Source organism: Acinetobacter sp. FB (assembly GCF_056033405.1).
The window spans coordinates 1,687,104-1,708,866 of record NZ_CM148502.1 but is presented as its reverse complement, the minus strand read 5'-3'; the positions used below and the strand labels follow the sequence as shown (position 1 = coordinate 1,708,866).

Here is a 21,763-nt window from a genome sequence, read left to right as displayed (position 1 = left end):
GCAAGTATGTTTTTTAATAATAAAAATTAATCTTATAAAGTCTCAGAAATTACATTTTCACTCGTAGCAACATGATATTGATTTCTACCATTACTTTTTGCTACATACAAAGCATGATCTGCTTGAGAGATAAACTCTGATAGGCTGTCATTAAGATGAGGGGTTATTGTTGCAACACCCACACTGATTGTTACATATTTAGAGACATTACTTCGGGGATGTGCAATCCCTATATTTCGTACCAATTCCATTAAACGTTGAACTTGTATAAGTGCTTGATCTTTATCCGTCATGGAAAATAAAAGTAAGAACTCTTCACCGCCATAACGTGCAGCAAGATCCCCACTTCGCGATGAGATTGAACCTAGCAAAATGGCAATTCGTCTAAGACATTGATCTCCCTGAATATGTCCTAATGTATCATTGTATAATTTAAAACAATCGATATCGATCATCATGATTGTGATAGGAACTTCATGACGGATTGAGCGTTTCCACTCATTTTCAAGCACTTCATCGAGGTATCTACGGTTCGCTAAACCAGTCAAAGCATCTTGTTGAGATAAAATTGAAAGTTGCTGTGCCTGACGCATAAGCTCTAATCGATTTAGTTCGATCATACAGTTTTGTAGATAATTCTCTCTATGTTGCCGATCTATTGCATAAGCTAAAGCCATTCCCAGAAAGCTACTAAAAGTATAAGTCCGATTTAAGTAAGTCCAATCAATTGATCCATTAAGCCAAACACTAATGGCAATACCAATTAAACCACCACACCAACCAGCAAACATTGCTGTATAAAATCGCATACCAACAAAGCCATATATAATGACCACGGCATACATCATAGCGGCATGAAAAAGAACGTTATTCTGACCATGTTCCAATACATTAATTAATGTGAAAGTAAGAGCGACGGCACCTGTAGAGCCTAAGCAAACATAATAATCAAACCATCTATTCATCGATGGAATGAAAGCAAGTAACCATGCAAAAACAATTATCATGCCCACCCAACCGTAATACGCGACCCATGCAGTGCGTAGTTCTGTAGGTAGAACTTGATAAGTACCAAAACTTAAATATAAATAGAGGCATAGAATGATTGGTGCACGGTAACGGAATTCATGTGCAGCTTCATTTTTATACTGATCTTTATAAATGACTTCTAATTCTTTAGGAAACCAAACTAAATTTAGTCCGCGAGAAATTAACAAGTCAATCTGTTCTTGCCCCAGTAAGTTGGATGCTTTTAACTTCATCTTATCTCTCATCGCCCCCAATGTTCTTATAAATGTAAATAGGGATTGTTAACTACGTTACACTGAATTAAATAAAATGTGTATTGGATTATATAAAATTAATAATTTTTTATGATAATCAGCTTTTATTGCCAGTATTCTATATTTTTCGGGTGTAATATGAATGTATTACCAACTAATATAATGATTAAACTTAATAAAATGCTGAACAGATAAAAAAATGTTACAAATTAAATAACAATCATTGTATATTGATTGTATTAGGATACAATCTAGCTATAAAAATAAGCAGCAATCGTGGAAAATGATTGAAATAAGTCATACGAAATAGGATGGATCGAAATGACTGTTATGAAGCAATATGGAACAAAACTAGAAATAACACCTCACTCAGAATGGGCACAACAATTTTGGGATGAACTTGTTCCTGCAAAAGAGCGAGTAAGCAAACACCCTTTATTTTTAGATATGGCAAGCGGTAGCCTAAATTTAGAATGCTTTCGGTCAGCATTATTAAATTTTTATCCTTTGGTTGCTCATTTTCCATCATATATGGCAGGTGCTTTAGCTAAAGCGACGGCTTTTTCTTTAGATGGTGTAACTGAGACTAGAGATTGGTTAATTCAAAATATCAAAGTTGAAGAAAGACATTTACATTGGTATCAAGATTGGGCGAAGGGTTTTGGCATAACGACTGAAATGTTGAATGAAGTTAGACCACCAGTAGCAATGAATGCAGTCAATCATTTTTTATGGGATGTAAATTTTAGGGGAAGTTTAGCGGAGAGTATTGCTGCAACAAATTTAGCAATAGAGTGGGCGACAGGGGATTGGACCATTCATGTTTATAAAGGAATACAAGCTTATACAGAAACTCCAGAAGTAAGTATTAATAAAAGATCATTGGCATGGTTAAGAGCTCATGCACACTATGATGATCTACATCCTTATGAAGCGATGGAACTAATTAAGAGATTATGTGACAAAGATCCGGTTTCTCAGAGAAAAGCTTTTTTAGCAGCGAAAGAAGGCTTGGCTTATTATGAGCTGGCTTTAGATGAGTGTTATAAGTTACAAAATAATAATTAAAAATACCGAATAAACTGCTACCTAGTTGGGGTGCTAAGTAGCAGTTTTTATTTATATTTTAAAGTGGATTCATTTTATCGTCGAAATTCTCTAATTTAGGGAACTCCAGTGGCGTTAAGTTATCTAGATTAACTATGTATTCTTCAAAACGAGTAAGAATTTTTTCTCGTTCTTCATCGGTGATATATGGGACATGATAGGCAATAAAAGGAGGGAGTACCTCAAAACCTGTATAGGCTAAAGATCCACGATGAATAGATGATAAATATTGTTCTATTGATCCGTGTATTGAACCTTCACCAAACATATGATCTCGACCGCCTAATGTGATGCACAACATTGCTTTTTTTCCAATCATTCCACCATGGTTATAAAAACGTTTACCACCATAAAAAAGTCCTGAAATAAAAACGCGGTCAATCCAGCCTTTTAAAATGGCGGGTACTGATGTCCAGTATAAAGGAAAAGTAAAAAGTACTAAGTCAGAGCGTTGAACCTTTTCAATTTCAACTTGAATGTCTGGTGAAAGTGTATTTTGTTTAAAAGCATTTCGCTGCTCCAATGCATAATTAAAATATTCATGTTCATTTAAATTTCCAAAGTCATGTTTTGATGCAACAGGGTTAAAATTCATTTCATACAAATCTGAAATTTCAACAAAATGTCCATTTTTTTCTAAGAGTTGTTTTGCTGTATTTTTTAATGAGCTAGTAAATGATTGGCTTTCTGGATGCGCGTGGACAATCAAAATATTCATTGGTAATGACCTTGAAGATAACTTTTTATAAAAATCACTATGCCTTAAAATTTAAACATGACATAGTTCATGAACCGCCAGTTTTTACCATTATACGCCATCAATATTATTTTGCGGAATAAAATGAATCCTGAATTACCCGGAACATATGTTAATCTGTTAATTGAAACAATCAAACATTGGAACGTTAGCCCGCAACAACTTCTAATAGATACAGATATAACTTTAAAAGAACTAGATGCTCCATTTTGGTATGTAGATTTAAACATTTTCAATAATTTACTTGAAAAATCCGCTCGACTTACAAATGAACCCGCAATTAGCGTTTATTTAGCAAAAGAAATGAATGAAAGCATCTTGTTATGGTCATGTGGGTGTAACTGCTGCTGCATCGGAAAACTTGGGGGTGGCAATAGGCATTCTTGAGCAATTTATTGGCTTACATTGTGTAGCTTTTCAGCCAAAACTTTATATTGAACAAGAAATGGCATACTTGAATTTTGATCAACCTTTAAATAATTTTAAATTTAATCATCATGCTATTATTTTTTTAGTTTTAGGTTTTGCTCATATTTTGGAGAATCTAGCTCAACAAAACTTAGATATCCAAATTGAATTGCAGGGAAATAGTCAAGATGTTTTAAGAAATATTGATAATTCTGATGGATATAGAGTTAATTTGGGTGCTGATGAAGATCGTTTAATATTTAATAAAGAACTTCTAAATTTGCCTTTAAAAACTGCTGATCCATTGGTTTTTCGATTAACCAAGCGTCAATGTGAATATGATATGTCAAAGCTATCAAAAAAAATAAGTCCTAGCTTAAACTTATTAAGTTCATCCGTTCGCGAGTTATTATACGATGTAGAATTACAGCAATTTTTGTCGTTGAACCAAATCACTAAGCATCTTGGTTTAACTAATAGAACTTTACAACGTCAACTTGCAAATGAAAAAACAACATTTCAAATCTTACTTAGTGAAAGCCGTGAGGAAAAAGCGAAAGCTCTTTTAAAAGAAAATAAGTTATCCATTCAAGAGATTTCAAATCTTTTAGGCTATGCCGATATTTCACATTTTTCACGTGCTTTTAAAAAGTGGACAAATATGACGCCAAGTAACTATAGAATGCCAAAATAAAGAAAATAGACTATCTAACTAACGTTATAATAATTGCGTATAATGTATATTATGTTAAATGAAATATCTAAGGACTGTGGCCCACGCAACACTGTTTGTTGCCATAGCTTAGTAACGTTATCATCTACGATTATATATCACGTTACAGACTATCCTAATGATACATAATATAAGTTATGCAGAAATCAGACCGCTAAGCGAAAGGATTATGCATCAAAGCCATGATTGCATAAGCCTTGTAATGCTGACCTATTTTAACTCGCTCAGGTTATAATGATGGTCTCCCCAAATATTGTTGATCTATTATGAACGCCTCCAATGACCCTTTACATGGCAAAAAACTTGCTGATATTTTGGATGAATTATTAGATTACTACGGTGGCTTTGAAGGCTTAAGTCATAAAATTGAAATTAGATGTTTTTGCATTGATCCAAGTGTTAAATCATCATTGCGATTCTTGCGTACCACACCATGGGCACGTGAAAAAGTAGAAAGCTTATATTTGTATGTCTTACGCCAAAAAGCCAAACAGAAATCTTAGCTATCAAAACCCTAGCCCTAGCATTTTAATCTAGGCTACACAGCTTTGTTACGTAGAGTTAAACTTTGCCATTGATCTCATTATGATGGTTTAATGATCTTTCTCACAATGTGCTCATGAGTTGGTACAAGCCCTGCTTTCAATCCAAGTGGTTTAAAGACCTTGTCTAAAACAGATTGAGTAAGTTTTCCTTTGTCTTGCTCAATATCAGTTAATGTCCTGCGACTTATGCCGACTAAATTTGCATATTGTTCCTGAGACATACTCAGAATGTTTTTTCGTAAATACGCCAATAATTGCCCCAATGTTATTTCATTCAATAAGTATTGCATATATAGATCTATCAGGATTTGTTGGCGATCTTGAGTCTGATTTTTTATATTCATAATTATTTTTTATGTAAGTTTTTGAGCATAAATTTGCTCATAACGATCTGTGGAAAATAATTTTCTCAGTGTCTATTTAAAACCCTTTATTTCATTGTTATAAGGTATGAAAAATTAAATGTTTGAAAAATACTATTCCATCTATCGTTGTTAACTTGATCGAACTGTGTATCATTAAACATATCTTCTTTTTGATAAACTTCTTTTTATGAAGAATGCATTTTCTGACCACAAGCAAATTAGCGTGGTTTCTAGTTTCTCCGAACTTGTCAGTTCTAATTTTCATGGAGATAGAAATGCGATTTGTTGGTATAGAAACCTGGATGGAGATTTTCAAGAAATCGTAAAACAGCTTGAACTAAAGGAAAATATCACTGAGGTTTCGGTTGATGATTTATTGGCTTTGCAACTTTCCGAACAAGGTCATTTAGCAAGAGAAATCATCTTAAAAGATATGCAGCTATTAAGTGATTTCGGAGCTTCACCTACCCTTAACTTAATTCAAAATTACGAACGTGATGATGAGTTAAATTTTATTTCAACTGATGTGTATTCATTTCATGTTGATCGTTCCCCTATCTCAACTGATACTTTTTTATGTACTTATCACGGCGCAGCAAGTGAGATTTTGCCAAGCGATCAAGTTAAGCAAAAAGTTTTGATTCCCGAAATCAGAGAGAAACTGAAAGAATTACATCATGGCTCAGAAGCTGAATTTGAAAGTTTTCTACAAGATTATTTCTTCGATTTACATTACCAGCCGCTTCCTGATGCAAGACCTTTAAATTTAGGTTTAGGACATCTTTGGCGTCTAGCAGTTGATCACCCTATGCAGCACGTTTTACCTTGTGTTCATAGAGCACCTATTGAAAATGAAGGCGAATATAGACTACTCTTAATTTGTTAATTATTTATATTTCAAATTGTTAAAAAATAAATCTATTAAGCTCTAGTACATAAAAGCCCATAAATGATGGGCTTTTACTAGCCAGAAAGAGATTCACTTAATTCTAAAATATCCCTTTAAACAGGAAAAAACATCCGACAAACAACAGTAGTACAGCAAAGCATTTTTTTAACATTTGCGGTGATAAAGCATGTGCCACTTTAGCACCTAGCTTTGCGGTAAAAAAGCTCATCGCACTGATACCTAGAAATGCATAAATATGAACAAAACCTATGCTGTTCGGAACATTTATTTGTTCTTTCATACCAAATAACATAAAGCCAAGCGCACCTGCGATTGAGATAGGTAAGCCACATGCAGCAGATGTTCCAACTGCTTTTTGCATGACTACACCGTGATGATTTAAATAAGGTACGGTTAGACTACCTCCACCGATACCAAAAATTGCTGACGCTACGCCTATTCCTGTACCTGCGAACACCTGTTTAGTCGTTGATGGAAGGACTTTATTCTGATCTATTACTTTTTTGGCTCCAATAAACATTTGGTATGCAACCCAAATCACAAAAACACCAATAATCAGTTGTAAGTGTTCCCTTGATAGTAATCCCGCAATACCCGCACCAAAAAATGACCCAATTACTAAACCTGGGGTCAGATTTTTGAATACAGGCCAAATTACTGCGCCATTTTTATTATGAGCCATTAATGAACTGATAGACGTCACAATAATCGTGGCTAATGAAGTACCCAAAGCAAGATGCATCACAACTTCAGGATCATAGCCCATTTGTGTAAAGACAACATATAAAAGCGGTACAATGATTAGCCCACCACCTACACCAAAAAGCCCAGCAGCAAATCCCGCTAATGCACCTATAGCTAAAAAAATGATTAATTCCACGACATACTTACTTGATTGAAGGTTAATATTAGATAAATAGCGAATGTTGGTTTAAGCAACTTCAGTCTCACCCACTTGGTGATAAGCGCGATTAAAATACACCAAACTATGTTCATGCTGACCTTTTTGAATAGCAACTGTACGGCAAATAAAAATAGTATGTGTTCCTACTTCCTGAATTTGTTCAATCTGACAATCAAAACTGACAAGAGCATCCTCTAAAACAGGTGCACCTGTTTTTAATTTAGTCCAAGTTCCATGTTTAAACCGCTCTTCAGACGTCAACTTAGAAGAAAACACATTAGAAATATGCTGATGTTGCGCGCCTAGAACATTCACAGTTAAAGTTTCATTTTCAATAAAATGTGCATGTGACCTAGATGCTGTATTCATACACACCAATAATGTCGGAGGTGTATCCGTAACACTACATACAGCAGATGCGGTAAATCCATGACGACCAGATGCTCCCGCTGTAGTCACCACATTCACTGCACTTGTCAGCAAAGACATCGCATTTCTAAAGTCAGTTGCTTCAATCATCATCTGATTCCTAAATTGAACTGTAGCTTTTCTTTAGATTAAGCCCTAACACACAGTCGCGTCACATTTGCACATCTAAATCATTTCGAACTGAATGGGCTGCTAACCAAATTAATAAGTAGCCCATTCTATATTTCCAAATTACTAAATACTAAACGGAGAGCTCTTTTCGGATAATTTCTGCACCCGCACTCAAGGCATTCAGCTTACTGCGTGCTACCTGACGGGATAAAGGTGCCATTCCACAGTTGGTAGATGGATAAAGTTTATCAGCATCGACAAACTGAAGCGCTTTGCGTAGCGTATCTGCAACGTCATCCGCTGTTTCAATATTATTGGTTGCAACATCAATCGCACCAACCATAACTTTTTTTCCGCGGATCAGTTCGATGAGATCCATTGGTACACGAGAGTTTTGGCATTCAAGTGAAACGATATCTATTTTAGACTTTTGAAGCCTAGGGAAAGCTTCTTCATATTGACGCCACTCTGAACCCAAAGTCTTTTTCCAATCGGTATTAGCTTTGATGCCATAGCCATAGCAGATATGTACGGCTGTTTCACATTTAAGACCTTCAAGCGCTCTTTCTAAGGTTGCAACACCCCAATCATTTACCTCATCAAAGAAAACATTAAACGCAGGTTCGTCAAATTGAATAATATCAACACCCGCAGCTTCCAATTCAAGCGCTTCTTGATTAAGAATCTTGGCAAATTCCCAAGCTAGTTTTTCACGGCTTTTATAGTGACCATCATATAACGTATCAATCATGGTCATTGGACCTGGAAGCGCCCATTTGATTGGTTGTGTTGTTTGGCTACGTAAAAACTTGGCATCTTCTACGAAAACTGGCTTTTGGCGAGAGACTGCACCGACTACAGATGGAACGCTTGCATCATAACGATTACGGATACGAACCGTTTCACGCTTCTCAAAATCTACGCCATCAAGATGCTCGATAAATGTGGTGACAAAATGTTGGCGAGTTTGCTCACCATCACTGACAATATCAATTCCCGCATGGATCTGTTCTTGCAGGGATAAACGCAGAGCATCTTGCTTCGCTTCAATTAATGCATCACCCTCTAATTTCCAAGGTGACCAAAGTTTTTCAGGTTCTGCAAGCCATGAAGGTTTTGGTAAGCTGCCAGCCGTTGATGTTGGTAATAAAATTGCCATTTTAAATCTTCTATCTCTATTTCAGGTAAATTAAGCAGCGTTACTTTGTACGGTGTAATTGGCAGCCCATTGTTCAAGGATGTTTTGATAAGGTTTGATAAAGTTTTCTTCCGTCCATTTACCTTGTTTTACTGCCAATTGACCACGCTCTACACGGTCGTAAACAATTCGTGTTAAGGAGTAATCTGGGTACTCTAAACTTGCCTGATACACTTGTGCTGCTGAAGAATTTGCATTGTAAATTTCAGGACGGTAGATCTTTTGGAAAGTTTCCATCGTACTAATTGCACTAATCAGTTCAAAATCGGTGTAATCACGTAATAAATCACCCGCAAAATAGAATGCTAAAGGTGCAACACTTCCTTTCGGCATAAAGAAGCGAACCTGTAAGCCCATTTTATGGAAATATTCATCTGTACGTGAATATTGATCTTGCTTATATTCAACACCTAAAACTGGATGCTCATTAACAGTACGCTGATAAGTCCTCGCTGTTGAAACACTTAAACAAATGACAGGTTGTTGATTAAATTCAGCCTTAAAAGTATCTGAATTTACTAAATATTGATAAAGTTTACCGTGTAAATCACCGAAACCTTCGGGTGCATACGAAGTTGAGTTTTCTTTATTGTGTTCTTTCAGCACCACACTAAAATCATAATCACGTACATAAGACGAGAAACTATTGCCAATCATGCCTTCAATACGTTGATTGGTATGATGATCTGTAATGGTGCTTTTCAACATTTCAATGATTGGAAAAGTTTTACCATTACCTTCAATATCTAAATCTGCAGAAATGATATCAATTTCAAGTGAATAACGGTCACCATTCGGATTATCAGTTTGTGCTAAAGCATTGAAACGATTATTAATCATTCGAAGTGTATTACGAAGATTCTGCTCACGACTTTCACCACGCGCCAAGTTGGCAAAATTAGTCGTTAGACGTGTGCTATCCGCTGGTTGATAGTTTTCATCAAAACGAATGCGTTTAATTGAACATGCAAACTCTTTACTCATGATGATTGGTATCCTAATTTTTGCGATAAACCGTAAACTTCTTTATGTTGTAATTTATACTCGAATCATCACATGAATAAAAATGATTTAATCTAACTCCATGATGAGTAAAATTCATGTTACTAAGATGCGCTATCATGATTAGAAATTAAGAATGGAAAATTATTAGATTTTATTTTGCAATTAGAACAAGTAGCTTAAACATAAGCTAATGAAAAATATTGATTTATATTTTTAAATTTATATTCCGAAGTAAAATGGAAATGAAAACGTAATGTCCAAAAAATATAAAATGATTAAGCCACCCAAAACATAAATCTATTTTTTGGGCTGTAATATTTGGATAAAAAAATCAAAATATAGTCATCATTCCATATTCTCCTCCCACTATTTTCATGTAGTCGGAAAAATGAAACTTTGAATCCTGCAAGTTTTTATAGATAAATGAGCTGCTAAAATAGAATCAGCAGCCCATTACATTAGATATTCTGATGGAAAATAATTACTTCCTAACAATTGGGCCTGATGTTTTAGCATCTGAATCAGTCCAATAGCTTTTATCTTGTTGCGTTGGATCACCTTCTAATTTATAGCTTATAAAGCCCTTTCTGAAAGTTAATCCTCCATCACTTCGCTTCGATTTAACTTTTTGCCCATCAATCCAAACATTTTCTTTATTATCAACACGAATATTCGATACAGTTTGCCCAGTGTTTGAATTTTTTGCGATCCATTTTCCTGCATAAGCATTTGAAATAATTGATTTATCAGTTCCAAATCCTGCTTTGCTATTCTCGGTTTTAGATTTATTAACATCACAACCTTGTAACTCTGATACTTGAGTACAACCAGATCGTTCTAACTTCGCTCTATATTTTGCATCTATTGCATAGGCTGAATTCATCGTATAAAAAGTGCTTACAGCAAGACATACGCTAAGTAGAATTTTATTCATATTTAATTAGCCTTTTAGATGATAAATGGATTGATACATGATTTTTATGAGGTCATTCTAGCATTACTATTTTTTAATGATGTGTAGCTTGATTGTTTAATTTTATTTTAGTGTAAAGATCAACTATTCAGAGGAGCAAGGCACATAGGTGATCTTTACATATTATTGAATTCTTATTTAAAAATTCACAGTCCATGAAAATTTTGCAGTACGCGGTGTGCCTAAAAATAAATAATCATCGCCGAAGAAGCTTCCTACATCTCGCCAGTATTTTTTATTAAACACATTATCAACATTAAATCTCAGTGTGTTTTCATAGCCATAAGCGCGGAAGTTATAGGCTGAACCCAAGTTAAATAAGGTATAGCTCGGCACTTTTACTGTAGCTGATTTATTTGCATATTTACTGCTACTGTATTGTATACCAGCAAGTAAACGTAATCCTTCAACTTGAGGGACTTGATATGAAATATTACTCGCCAAACGTACAGTCGGTACATTTTGAGTTTGATGACCTTGATATTCAGATGACTGTATGTCTTTTAAGCGTGAACGTGTGAGCGCCATAGTCGATGTCACATCTAAATTTTGAACAAGACGTCCTTGCAGACCAAGTTCCAAACCAAGGTTATGTTGTTCACCATCTTTTACGAAATCATTTGAAGTATTGGTATATTGGTTATCTTGTTTTAAATCAAATAATGCCGCAGTAAAAAGTAAATCTTGCCACTGCTGCTTAAAGCCCCACTCATATTGAGTTGAATGTTTAGGTGCTAATATAGTAAGTGGATTATTAGCATATGATGGTGCTTGCCCTCCATCACTTAAACCTTTGGCATAAGATACATAGACATGAGCCGTTTCCCAAAGTTGATACATCACAGCAAATTGCGGTAAGAAACGATTAAAATTGGTCTTGCGGATATTGCTTCCCTCAGCATTATAAGCATCTTCATTTAAATGAAGTAATTTTCCACCAACTAGAGCTGACCAAGTATTATTAAATTTAACTTGATCGAGTAGATTTAATGCGGTTTGCTGACTGTTTAAAGATTTGTAATGTTTTCCTAGAGTTTTTTCACTCTGTACATAAGTCACAGAATCATCATAAATATTTCCAGTAGATTGAGGGTTTTCCGATGCTAGCTGAAAAATAGCATTATATTGTACATGCTGTTTATAAGACTGGGATAACTCTAAACTCAACTTATGTTGCCATATACCAGTACTGAATTGACCATTTAGTCCTGCTTTAAACTGATTGGTCAGGTAACTATCATCAGGGCTGCGGAAATCATAAATATCATAGTTGCCATTTTCGTCAAAAGAGCTTCCTTTGGTTTGACAAATATCACTATAACAGCCCCATGGAAAGGCAGAATAATCATCCACCACAACACGACTTTGAGAAGCACTTAGATTTGCTGACCAATCTTTATTGATTTGGTAATTATATTTTAAGCTCGTATTTAAACTTTGATTGATGACAGGTTGGCTCCAACTTTGATAGCCAAGTAAACGATCCCACTCCACGTCAGTGGGTACTGTTTTACCATCAAGTAATTGATAACCTGGTACTGAACGCTGACGTTGACGCTGTGATTCAATATCAAATTCTAATTTTGAACGATCTGATATATTCCAGTCTAATGCCAAAGAACCAAATAAGCGTTTACCATTGGCATTTTCTACATGCGGATGAATATCCTCATGCGCCAAATTCATTCGATAACCAAACTGCTGCTCTGTTCCTAAAAATCCGCCAACATCCGCTGCGATAACATTACCACCATGACTATCTGCATCAATAGTCATTGAACGGATATCTTTAGGACGTTTACTTACATAATTAACGACACCCGCAGGTGTTGACATTCCACTTTGAATAGCACTGATACCCTTCAGAATCTCCACTTGTTCTTTGTTTTCAAGCGCGACATTTTGCTCACCGCGCAGCAAGTTACCATTCAGTAAATAGCTCGAACCGAGGTTTAAGGCAAAACCGCGCATGATGAAATTTGAGTAATAACCAATTGGGGCGTAACCATCACCCACAGAGGCATCATTTTTCACAACATCCGTTACGGTTTTTGCATGTTGGTCGGCAATTCGCTCAGCCGTTACAGTGTGAATAGATGCAGGAATCTCAGCGATATTCTGTTGTGTGAAACCAGACAGATTTACCTTGGGTTGAAAATATACATTTTCTGCTGCTTGGGCTTTTACTGTGATTGTTTCTAATCTGGATACTTTATTTTCATCTTCAGCATGAACCAATACTGAACTTAACCCTAGGTACGAAAATGAACCAACTGCCAGTAATGCCTTGTGTAAACGAGAAAATGTAAATGGATATGTTTTCACAGTAGTTGCCTAACCCCAAGAAATAATCTTATAGCCTGAATTTTTCGGGCATGAGTATTCACAATTTTCCATAATTGAACAAGTATGTTTTCCACCATCTATCTAATATTTTTAAAAGCTCCGAATGCTTTAGGCATAAACGGAGCTTTTGATCAAAATCGCTTTTAAAATCTCGCTTTGAACATTTACTGCTTTAATAAGTTTTCAATAATCATTTGGGCTGTTTGACGAGCAGAAAATGGATTTTGACCAGTAATCAAGTTGCCATCCTGAACCACATAGGGTGCAAAAGGAATGAATTTTTTAGAGTAAATTGCCCCATGTTGTTTCGCTACCTGTTCAGCAATGTAAGGTACTTTTTTTGCGACGCCCGCAAATATCTCTTCGCTCCATGCAAAACCAGTTATTTTTTTATCTTTTATTAGATATTTATCATCCGAAAGGCGAACATTCAATAGCCCACAATAACCATGACATACACTAGAAACTATGCCACCTTTTTCATAAATGTTTCTGGTCATTTCTTGAAGTTCGGCATTATTTAAAAAATCCCACATTACGCCGTGCCCACCCGTGTAATAAATTACATCATAGTCTTCCCAATTGATTTCAGATGGTTTTTTAGTATTTTCGAGCAGTTGCATAAATGTTTGATCATTTTTTCTTTTCAAAACAGATTGATCAGCAACAAAAAGTCCTAGTGATTTTGGTTCAATCGGAGACTTGCCTCCCAGAGGGCTAACAATATCTTGAATATAATTTTGTTTTTCAAACTCATCATAAGCATGTGTCAGCTCACCTAACCATAGACCTGTAGGCTGATCAATTCCTTCATATTGAGCAATATTAGTGACAACGTGCAATATACGTTTTGACATATCTTACCTCTGCTTTAGCATTATTTTTTAATCTTGCTTTTGCATCACTATAAGTCTAAAGTTAACTTTAATGTCAAGAGGAAATCAGTAAAATGAATATTAGCGAATTATCAAAACAGAGCGGTTTAACTACACCGACGATTCGTTATTATGAACAAATCAAACTGTTGCCTAAGGCAAAACGCAAATCGAATGGTTATCGAGAGTATAGTGAGGATGACCTCAAACAGCTTTTTTTAATTCAGCAAGCTCAACAAGTTGGTTTTTCGCTTACAGAAATTAAAGCATTTTTGCCATCAAATGCGGCAAATTGGGATCATGATACACTTATAAGCATTTTAGAAAGTAAAATTAAAGACATTGAGGAATTAGAACAAAAACTAGCAACAAGTAAACAAAACCTAAAAATGATGATTTTTGCAATCAACAATAAACCCGATGAAATTACTTGTGCAGAAAATGCCAACCGGTTACTCAATCTATATTATGAAAATGATAAAAATGAATAAGTTATATCGGCTGTATATTTAGCCAATTCAAATGTCATGATAATCTGCTGTACAAACAGCTTGACCTTAAACCTCACTTTAAGCATAGCATTGGACTCAGGTAATTCTTGAGGAACCTGTCATGTTCAAAGCTTGGAATATCCACAAAGGGTTAATTCCTATTTTTACAGTTATTTTTGCAAGTAATTATGCATATTCATCTGAAACAGCGTCTCAACTTCATCAGACAAAACAGAATGGAAAAATTCTGGTGGTGATGACCAATCATGCGACTTATCCAACACGAACAGATAAAACAGGATTATGGTTCACTGAACTCACCCATTTTTATGATGTTGCCGAGGCTGCTGGCTATGACATGGATTTTGTCAGTCCACAAGGTGGTGCTGTTCCTTTGGATGAACGTAGTTTGAAATCTATTTATTTAGATCGTGCCGCTAAAGCTCACTTAGCCGATCCTCGATTTATGCAACGTCTGAAAACAACATTGGCACCAAATACAACTGAACCGCAAAATTATAAGGCGATTTATTATACGGGTGGTCATGGCACGATGTGGGACTTTCCCAACAATAAAGAGCTGAAAAATATTAGTGAAAAGATTTATCAACAAGGTGGCATTGTTTCTGCTGTTTGTCATGGGGTTGGTGGATTATTGCCGTTACAAGATGAAAATGGCAGACCTCTGATTGCTGGGAAAACAGTAACAGGTTTCGCCAATATTGAAGAAACACTTTCAGGAATCAAATCCCAAGTCCCTTTTTCCTTGCAAAATAGATTAATTGATCGTGGTGCAAAATATAAACGCGCTTTCCTGCCTTTTAATTCTTATATCATTTCAGATGATCGAATCATTACTGGACAAAATCCTCAATCGAGTAAAGCTATTGCTGAAGCCGTCGTAAAAAAATTAAAAAGTTTAAATTAAGTTTTCATATTGATATTTAAAAACCAGATTCAGGAAATCTGGTTTTTTGATTAGTTGTGTCAAATATTTTATTTTTAAAGTTTTTAATTTTAATTTTTCTCATTTTTATTAAAAATAAGCTTGACCTTAAACCTTACTTTAATCTTAGCATTTCAGTGAGATCTATAGGAGTCATATGATCATGTTTCATCTTAATCATTTAAATCGTTCTATTACTGCAATATCAATCAGCCTATTTCTAGGTATTTCTACTCAAGCAGCAGAAAATAATTTAACCCCTAGCACGGTAGCACAGACAATGAGCAATAATACGCAATCCACTACAGTCGTCGAATTTGGCCCATATAAAGTCAATGTACCTAAAGGTGGTTATTATGATCGTTTTCGCATGAATCCTAATTTAGATGAAGTTGCAAAAGACCCAGCTGCGGGAAATATTGATTACTTTAGAACTATTCCTAAAAAACTAGTTGAAACAAGAGTGGGAAAAGTTTGGTCTCCAAATTTTTATTACCGTACCAGTAATGTACAACTCCTCATGTTAGCACCTATAAATAAATTAAAAGCAAAACTACCATCTCCACTTGAGCCTTTACAACCATTCCCTGGTTATGGTTTAGTTTCGCTGACTTTCTTTTCATATGCGGTTGGCGATGTTGATCCTTATGACGAGGTTTCTGTTGCGATCGTTGTTCGTCAACCCAAAGCTCATTACTTCCATTCAACTGAATTATTAAGCTCAATGAGAACGCATAATTATTATGGTTATGTACTTGCCTTACCAGTGGATACAGAGATTGCACGTGTGCGTGGTGTGTATGGATATCAGTTGCCAAAATGGTTGACACTCATCGACATGAAAATTGATCATCAACAAGTTCAAGCACATATTTATAATACAAATGGAAAACCTGATCTCAGCTTAACTGCACCGCTGCCAATCATTAAGAACGTCAAACCTCAATCACGCATCGAAACCAAAACGATGTTTAATCAAGTCGATGGTCAATGGCATCAAACTTCTGTGCAATCAAATACATTGGCTTTTGGTCAAAAGTTATTTCCTAAAAATGTAGAGCTAGTTCGTAGTGGTGGTCCTCTCAGCAAATTGCTAGATGAGCTAGGTGCAAACAAAGTACTACGTTTAGATGTCGTCAAAGATGCTCAATTGGCGCTGAATATGCCTATTCCGATGCAATCTTTAGATAAAATAAAAGATAAGACTAAAAAATAAATCCTTCACGAAAGACATTCTCATCTGAGAATGTCTTTTATATTAATCATAAATATTTCTCTTAAAATTTAAGGATTATCCATCTATTATTTCAATCTTAGTTAGACTGAATTAAATCCAATTACTAAATAAAAAATATCTAAAATAAAATTTATATAAACATCCCTATGATTTCATATTTTAAATTAAGTTTAAAAATGTAATAGAAAAGCCAGAATCATATTTAGAATATGTTTCTGGCTAGGAAATTAAATAACTTTATTTAAGTAATAATCAATGCACCTGAACCATTAATTTGGGTTACGAGCTGATAACCCATCAATTTGGCTGGCGTATATGTTCCACCTTTCACTTTTTGTTCAAGTAAATAACGAACGACGGTCAGCGCACCATTCATCGTTAAGCTATAAGCATTTTCAGTTTGAATTCGTGCTGTTTTGACCTCTCCTAGAGCATTTCTAGCCTCACCCCATACATAGGTTGGGAGCTTGGCACGTAGCTCCGCATTAGGCCCAACAACTGATTTTCCAATTATAGATTTCATCATTTTTTGCATGACTTGAAGTTTTAATAGCGGACGCAAGCTATTCAATATTTTTGCACCAAAAATTACTTTTGGGGATGCAGGTACAAACACTTCAATATTAGCAATTCCTGTCGTATAAAATGCCGTAGCCACATCGCCCCAAGGTACACTCATCGCACTCTTTTGACCATCACCAAAATCAATATGGCGTACATGATGTGCTAAAGGTACTGTAATGATTTTTCCATTTTTACGGATTTTTCCGCCATCAGCCATACCCTCGGTACTGGTTTTTGCAGTTCCGGGGGAAAGCCCTGTTTTAGAATCAAAACCCAATGCCAAATGAGTTGCATCAGGTAAAGCTTCTTTCAGCGCAGCTGCGACACAATCTGTTGGAATAACATCAAATCCAACACCTGGACAGAGCACAATATTTGCTTGCTGTGCTTGAGCATCGAAAGACTGTGCCAGTTCAAAAACAGAAATCTCACCTGTAATATCTAAATAGTGCGCACCAGCATTAATACATGCCTGCATAATCGGCTTTGACGTCGATGAGAAAGGCTCTGCACAATGCATAACTAGATGCAGCCCCTCTAACTGTTTGCTGCTCTGAGTAACCTCATCTAGTCCAAAGGCACGAAATTCAAGACCAAGTTCCTGAGCTAATTCAGCCACTTTCGCTTGATTGCGTCCAGCCAAGATAGGTTTTAGCCCTTGTCGCACAGCCTCTCAGGCAATTATCTCACCCGTATAACCATTCGCGCCGTATATCATCCAATTTAAATTATTCGTATTTATCATATGAAATCTCTGTTATTGATACGCAACATAATTACGCATATTGTTTTTATATTGGCGAGTACGACATGCCATCGCAGCTTGCTGTAAAATCAATGCCCATAGAGGTGAAACTTTGGAATTGGTTTTTTTACCTAAACTCAGTTTACGCAACTGGAATTTTACTGTCGCCATATTTGCAAGCGAAGCCAATGTCTTATTTTCCCAAGTAATAGGTCTAAGCTCTGGTGCAATATTTTGACCTTGTTTCCATTGATTCGGTAAATTGGGGTCGATTGCCAAAGCGGTGGCTATTCCAACCATATCTACTCCACTTTCAATTACTTGTTCCGCAATCTGTTTTCGACGAATTCCACCTGTTACCATCACTGGCATTTTCGCGACTTTACGAATCTCTTGGGCAAACTCTAAAAAATAGGCTTCACGAGCTAAGGTTCGCCCATCTCTAGCTTGACCTTGCATTGCAGGTGCTTCGTAACTTCCGCCTGAAAGTTCTACCAAATCTACGGGTAATTCATTTAACATTTTCACTACTTGTTGAGCATCTTCTGCACTGAAGCCACCACGCTGAAAATCGGCAGAATTCAATTTAACGGCTACCGTAAATTTTTCTGACACGACTGCCCTAACTGCTTTTACAATTTCAATCAAAATCCGCGCACGATTTTCTAATGAACCACCCCATTGGTCTTGGCGTTTGTTGCTTAGTGGTGATAAAAACTGACTGAGTAAATAACCATGTGCTGCATGGATTTCCACACCATTAAATCCTGCTTTTTCACCTAAACGAGCAGTATTGGCAAAACGTTGAATCACCTCCTCAATCATCTCCTGTGTCATTTCAATCGGAAGATTGAAGCGATTAGACATTTTGCCTAGATCTAATGCAACAGCTGATGGTGCCCAAGTTTGTTGTCCCAAATTTGATTGCATTTGTCGACCGGGATGATTGATTTGCAGCCAAACTTGAGCACCTTTAGAGCGCCCAATTTGTGCCCAACGTTTAAAGGTGTCTAAATATTTTTCATCTTCTAGTACCACACCACCTGGTCCAGTCATGGCACGACGATCTACCATCACATTTCCAGTAATGATCAAACCAACCCCGCCATCTGCCCATGCTTGATATAAACGCATTAATGCTTCTGATGGCGCATGGTTTAGATCAGCCATATTTTCTTCCATTGCTGCTTTTGCAATGCGGTTTGGAATACGAGAACCATTTGGGAAAACCAGTCTTTCAAACATATTCATTTCTTGTGCCCTCATTTTGTATGGTTTTACTTTAAGATTAAAGTGAACTTTAATGTCAACCCATTTTAGGCACTTTATTCACATATTTTTATGGATTAGGAAAATTTAAAAGACGATCTAACTTATGAAGCGATGCTTTTTTTAAAACAACTAACATATATCTGAAGATAACTTTTATTTTCTCTTAAAATATTTCTTATTAAATTACAAATTCTTAATACTTTTACAATAAAAAAGTGCATGATCAACACGCACTTTTTAAAGGTTCAACGTTTAGCTTGTATTTACACCGCTACTCCGACAGCCTTTGCACGCGCTTGATGCAATTTCTTATAGCTATCAATCAAACGTAAATGGCGATCAAGCCCTTCAAGTTTCATACTTGTTGGTGTGAGACCATAAAAACGAACATTTCCTTCTACAGATCCGATGACTGCATCCATACGTTCGTTACCAAACATACGACGGAAATTCGTTTCATAATCTTCTAATTCCATCTCATCATCGAGCAATACTTCAAGTACTACGTTCATGCATTGATAGAATAATCCACGTTCAACGGTATTGGTGTTGTATTGTAAGAAGGTTTCAACTAGCTCCTTGGCTTCTTCAAACTGTTCTAATGCAACATAGATCAATAGTTTGAGCTCAAGAATAGTCAACTGTCCCCACACGGTATTGTCATCAAACTCAATGCCAATCAAGGTCGCGATTTCAGTATAGTCATCTAATTCACATTCTTCTAAACGTTCGACCAAAGCTTCAAGTTGAGTTTGATCCAAACGATGCAGATTTAAAATGTCTTCACGGAATGCCAACGCTTTATTGGTGTTATCCCAAATTAAATCTTCGACCAAATAAATTTCAGAATAATCTGGAACTAAGATACGACATGCTGTTGCACCTAAATGCTCATAGACAGCCATATATACTTCTTTGCCCATTTCTTCCAAAATGCTAAACAATTCAGCCGCTTCTTCTTCATTTGAGTTTTCACCATCATTGGTGAAATCCCACTCGACAAAGTCATAGTCTGATTTTGCACTAAAGAAACGCCATGAAACTAAGCCACTTGAGTCAATAAAGTGTTCAACAAAATTATTTGGTTCAGTGACTGCTTCACTTTGGAAGGTTGGTTGAGGAAGATCATTTAAACCTTCAAAACTACGCCCTTGTAAGAGTTCGGTTAGGCTACGTTCCAACGCAATTTCAAAGCTTGGATGTGCGCCAAATGAGGCAAAAACACCTCCCGTGCGTGGGTTCATCAGTGTCACACACATCACTGGGAAATCACCGCCCAATGAAGCATCTTTCACTAAAACAGGAAAACCTTGTTCTTCTAAACCTTGGATGCCCGCCACAATACTTGGGTATTTTGCTAATACTTCTTGAGGTACATCAGGTAAAGCAATTTCACCTTCTAAAATTTCACGTTTGACAGCACGCTCAAAAATCTCAGATAAACATTGAACTTGTGCTTCGGCTAAAGTATTACCTGCACTCATTCCATTACTCAGGTACAAATTCTCAATCAGATTCGATGGAAAATACACAACTTCCTGATCTGACTGACGCACAAATGGCAACGAACAAATACCCCGCTCTGTATTTCCTGAGTTGGTATCATATAAATGCGTACCTAGTAATTCATTATCTGGGTTATAAATTTCAAGGCAATATTCATCCAAAATTTCTTTTGGTAATTTACCTTTCGGGCCCGGTTTGAACCACTTTTCGTCTGGATAATGTACAAATTCTGCATTGGCAATTTCTTCACCCCAGAACTGATCATTATAGAAAAAGTTACAGTTCAAGCGTTCAATGAACTCACCTAAAGCTGATGCCAAAGCACTTTCTTTAGTTGAACCTTTTCCGTTGGTAAAGCACATTGGTGATTGTGCATCACGGATATGTAAAGACCAGACATTTGGAACAATATTACGCCAAGATGCAATTTCGATTTTCATCCCTAGATTCGCCAAAATACCAGACATGTTGGCAATGGTTTCTTCTAGTGGTAAATCTTTCCCTGCGATATAAGTGCTGCTTGCTGAAGTCAGACTTGGCATCAACAGCGCTTGTGCATCCGCATCAATACTTTCAACTTCTTCAATGATAAACTCAGGACCCGTTTGAATTACTTTTTTAACGGTACAACGATCAATAGAGCGTAAGATGCCTTGACGGTCTTTTTCAGAAATATCAGCGGGTAGTTCAACTTGAATTTTGAAAATTTGTTTATAACGGTTTTCAGGATCAACAATATTGTTTTGTGACAAACGAATATTATCTGTCGGAATATCACGAGCTGCACAATATACTTTAACGAAATAAGCTGCACATAATGCTGATGATGCTAAAAAGTAGTCAAATGGACCCGGTGCAGAACCATCACCTTTATAACGAATGGGTTGGTCAGCGATAACTGTAAAATCATCGAACTTGGCTTCTTGTCGAAGATTGTCGAGATAATTAACCTTGATTTCCATGCTGGCACCTAAATATTCTTATGTGTCAGCACAGACACATAAAATTTCAAATATTGATCAATAACCCGAATCGCGGATAAGAAATTGATTT

18 protein-coding genes and 2 pseudogenes are annotated in these 21,763 nt (G+C 36.2%); 7 read left to right on the top strand and 13 right to left on the bottom strand.

Features of this window, described 5'->3' with window-relative positions; translation table 11 throughout:
• Positions 1-32: 32 nt before the first annotated feature.
• On the bottom strand, positions 33-1,262 hold the full coding sequence (locus AC0JIQ_RS07920) for a GGDEF domain-containing protein (protein ID WP_474203194.1): 1,230 nt from the start codon (positions 1,260-1,262) through the stop codon (positions 33-35).
• Between the two features lie 342 nt (positions 1,263-1,604).
• On the opposite strand from AC0JIQ_RS07920, the gene AC0JIQ_RS07915 reads away from it, so the two are divergent.
• Entirely contained in the window at positions 1,605-2,351 is a 747-nt protein-coding gene (locus AC0JIQ_RS07915; protein ID WP_004662125.1) for a TenA family transcriptional regulator, read from the top strand.
• A gap of 58 nt (positions 2,352-2,409) precedes the next feature.
• On the opposite strand, the gene AC0JIQ_RS07910 is transcribed toward AC0JIQ_RS07915, so the two are convergent.
• Positions 2,410-3,108: an NAD(P)H-dependent oxidoreductase gene (locus AC0JIQ_RS07910; protein ID WP_474203193.1), complete on the bottom strand. Its 699-nt coding sequence runs from the start codon at positions 3,106-3,108 to the stop codon at positions 2,410-2,412.
• A 123-nt stretch (positions 3,109-3,231) separates the two neighbouring features.
• On the opposite strand from AC0JIQ_RS07910, the pseudogene AC0JIQ_RS07905 reads away from it, so the two are divergent.
• Together AC0JIQ_RS07905 and AC0JIQ_RS07900 are read left to right on the top strand one after the other, a co-directional pair.
• Positions 3,232-4,249 (top strand): annotated as a pseudogene (locus tag AC0JIQ_RS07905) (AraC family transcriptional regulator).
• Positions 4,250-4,554: 305 nt separating this feature from the next.
• Positions 4,555-4,791, top strand: coding sequence for a VF530 family protein (locus tag AC0JIQ_RS07900; protein WP_089604344.1), 237 nt, complete (start codon positions 4,555-4,557; stop codon positions 4,789-4,791).
• An 80-nt stretch (positions 4,792-4,871) separates the two neighbouring features.
• Here AC0JIQ_RS07900 and AC0JIQ_RS07895 read toward each other — a convergent pair whose 3' ends face one another.
• Positions 4,872-5,177 (bottom strand): helix-turn-helix domain-containing protein, encoded by a 306-nt coding sequence (locus AC0JIQ_RS07895; protein WP_474203192.1) that lies wholly within the window; start codon positions 5,175-5,177, stop codon positions 4,872-4,874.
• Between the two features lie 208 nt (positions 5,178-5,385).
• On the opposite strand from AC0JIQ_RS07895, the gene AC0JIQ_RS07890 reads away from it, so the two are divergent.
• Positions 5,386-6,084, top strand: a complete 699-nt coding sequence (locus tag AC0JIQ_RS07890) for a DUF1826 domain-containing protein (protein ID WP_474203191.1) — start codon at positions 5,386-5,388, stop codon at positions 6,082-6,084.
• Between the two features lie 103 nt (positions 6,085-6,187).
• Here AC0JIQ_RS07890 and AC0JIQ_RS07885 read toward each other — a convergent pair whose 3' ends face one another.
• From AC0JIQ_RS07885 to AC0JIQ_RS07855, 7 genes are all read right to left on the bottom strand, one after another.
• Positions 6,188-6,988, bottom strand: coding sequence for a sulfite exporter TauE/SafE family protein (locus AC0JIQ_RS07885; RefSeq protein WP_474203190.1), 801 nt, complete (start codon positions 6,986-6,988; stop codon positions 6,188-6,190).
• A gap of 51 nt (positions 6,989-7,039) precedes the next feature.
• Positions 7,040-7,531: a flavin reductase gene (locus tag AC0JIQ_RS07880; protein WP_474203239.1), complete on the bottom strand. Its 492-nt coding sequence runs from the start codon at positions 7,529-7,531 to the stop codon at positions 7,040-7,042.
• 151 nt (positions 7,532-7,682) lie between these two features.
• Positions 7,683-8,711: a methionine synthase gene (locus tag AC0JIQ_RS07875; RefSeq protein WP_474203189.1), complete on the bottom strand. Its 1,029-nt coding sequence runs from the start codon at positions 8,709-8,711 to the stop codon at positions 7,683-7,685.
• 30 nt (positions 8,712-8,741) lie between these two features.
• The gene (locus AC0JIQ_RS07870; protein ID WP_087535784.1) at positions 8,742-9,734 is read right to left on the bottom strand and encodes a DUF1852 domain-containing protein; all 993 of its coding nucleotides are present in this window, start codon (positions 9,732-9,734) and stop codon (positions 8,742-8,744) included.
• 502 nt (positions 9,735-10,236) lie between these two features.
• On the bottom strand, positions 10,237-10,689 hold the full coding sequence (locus tag AC0JIQ_RS07865; RefSeq protein WP_474203188.1) for a hypothetical protein: 453 nt from the start codon (positions 10,687-10,689) through the stop codon (positions 10,237-10,239).
• A 177-nt stretch (positions 10,690-10,866) separates the two neighbouring features.
• Positions 10,867-13,053 carry a TonB-dependent siderophore receptor gene (locus tag AC0JIQ_RS07860; protein ID WP_474203187.1) on the bottom strand — a complete coding sequence of 729 codons (2,187 nt, stop codon included), beginning with the start codon at positions 13,051-13,053 and terminating at the stop codon, positions 10,867-10,869.
• Between the two features lie 185 nt (positions 13,054-13,238).
• Entirely contained in the window at positions 13,239-13,931 is a 693-nt protein-coding gene (locus AC0JIQ_RS07855; RefSeq protein ID WP_474203186.1) for a type 1 glutamine amidotransferase domain-containing protein, read from the bottom strand.
• Positions 13,932-14,023: 92 nt separating this feature from the next.
• Between AC0JIQ_RS07855 and AC0JIQ_RS07850 the strand changes: the two genes are divergently transcribed.
• From AC0JIQ_RS07850 to AC0JIQ_RS07840, 3 genes are all read left to right on the top strand, one after another.
• On the top strand, positions 14,024-14,440 hold the full coding sequence (locus tag AC0JIQ_RS07850) for a MerR family transcriptional regulator (protein WP_474203185.1): 417 nt from the start codon (positions 14,024-14,026) through the stop codon (positions 14,438-14,440).
• 121 nt (positions 14,441-14,561) lie between these two features.
• Positions 14,562-15,368, top strand: coding sequence for a type 1 glutamine amidotransferase domain-containing protein (locus AC0JIQ_RS07845; RefSeq protein ID WP_474203184.1), 807 nt, complete (start codon positions 14,562-14,564; stop codon positions 15,366-15,368).
• A gap of 181 nt (positions 15,369-15,549) precedes the next feature.
• Positions 15,550-16,602, top strand: a complete 1,053-nt coding sequence (locus tag AC0JIQ_RS07840) for an acetoacetate decarboxylase family protein (RefSeq protein ID WP_474203183.1) — start codon at positions 15,550-15,552, stop codon at positions 16,600-16,602.
• A gap of 262 nt (positions 16,603-16,864) precedes the next feature.
• Here the strand turns inward: AC0JIQ_RS07840 and AC0JIQ_RS07835 are convergent.
• From AC0JIQ_RS07835 to AC0JIQ_RS07825, 3 genes and pseudogenes are all read right to left on the bottom strand, one after another.
• Positions 16,865-17,932, bottom strand: a pseudogene (locus AC0JIQ_RS07835) (saccharopine dehydrogenase family protein).
• Positions 17,933-17,944: 12 nt separating this feature from the next.
• Positions 17,945-19,183 (bottom strand): NADH:flavin oxidoreductase/NADH oxidase family protein, encoded by a 1,239-nt coding sequence (locus tag AC0JIQ_RS07830; protein ID WP_474203182.1) that lies wholly within the window; start codon positions 19,181-19,183, stop codon positions 17,945-17,947.
• A gap of 284 nt (positions 19,184-19,467) precedes the next feature.
• Positions 19,468-21,672, bottom strand: coding sequence for an OsmC domain/YcaO domain-containing protein (locus AC0JIQ_RS07825; protein ID WP_474203181.1), 2,205 nt, complete (start codon positions 21,670-21,672; stop codon positions 19,468-19,470).
• Positions 21,673-21,763: the final 91 nt, after the last annotated feature.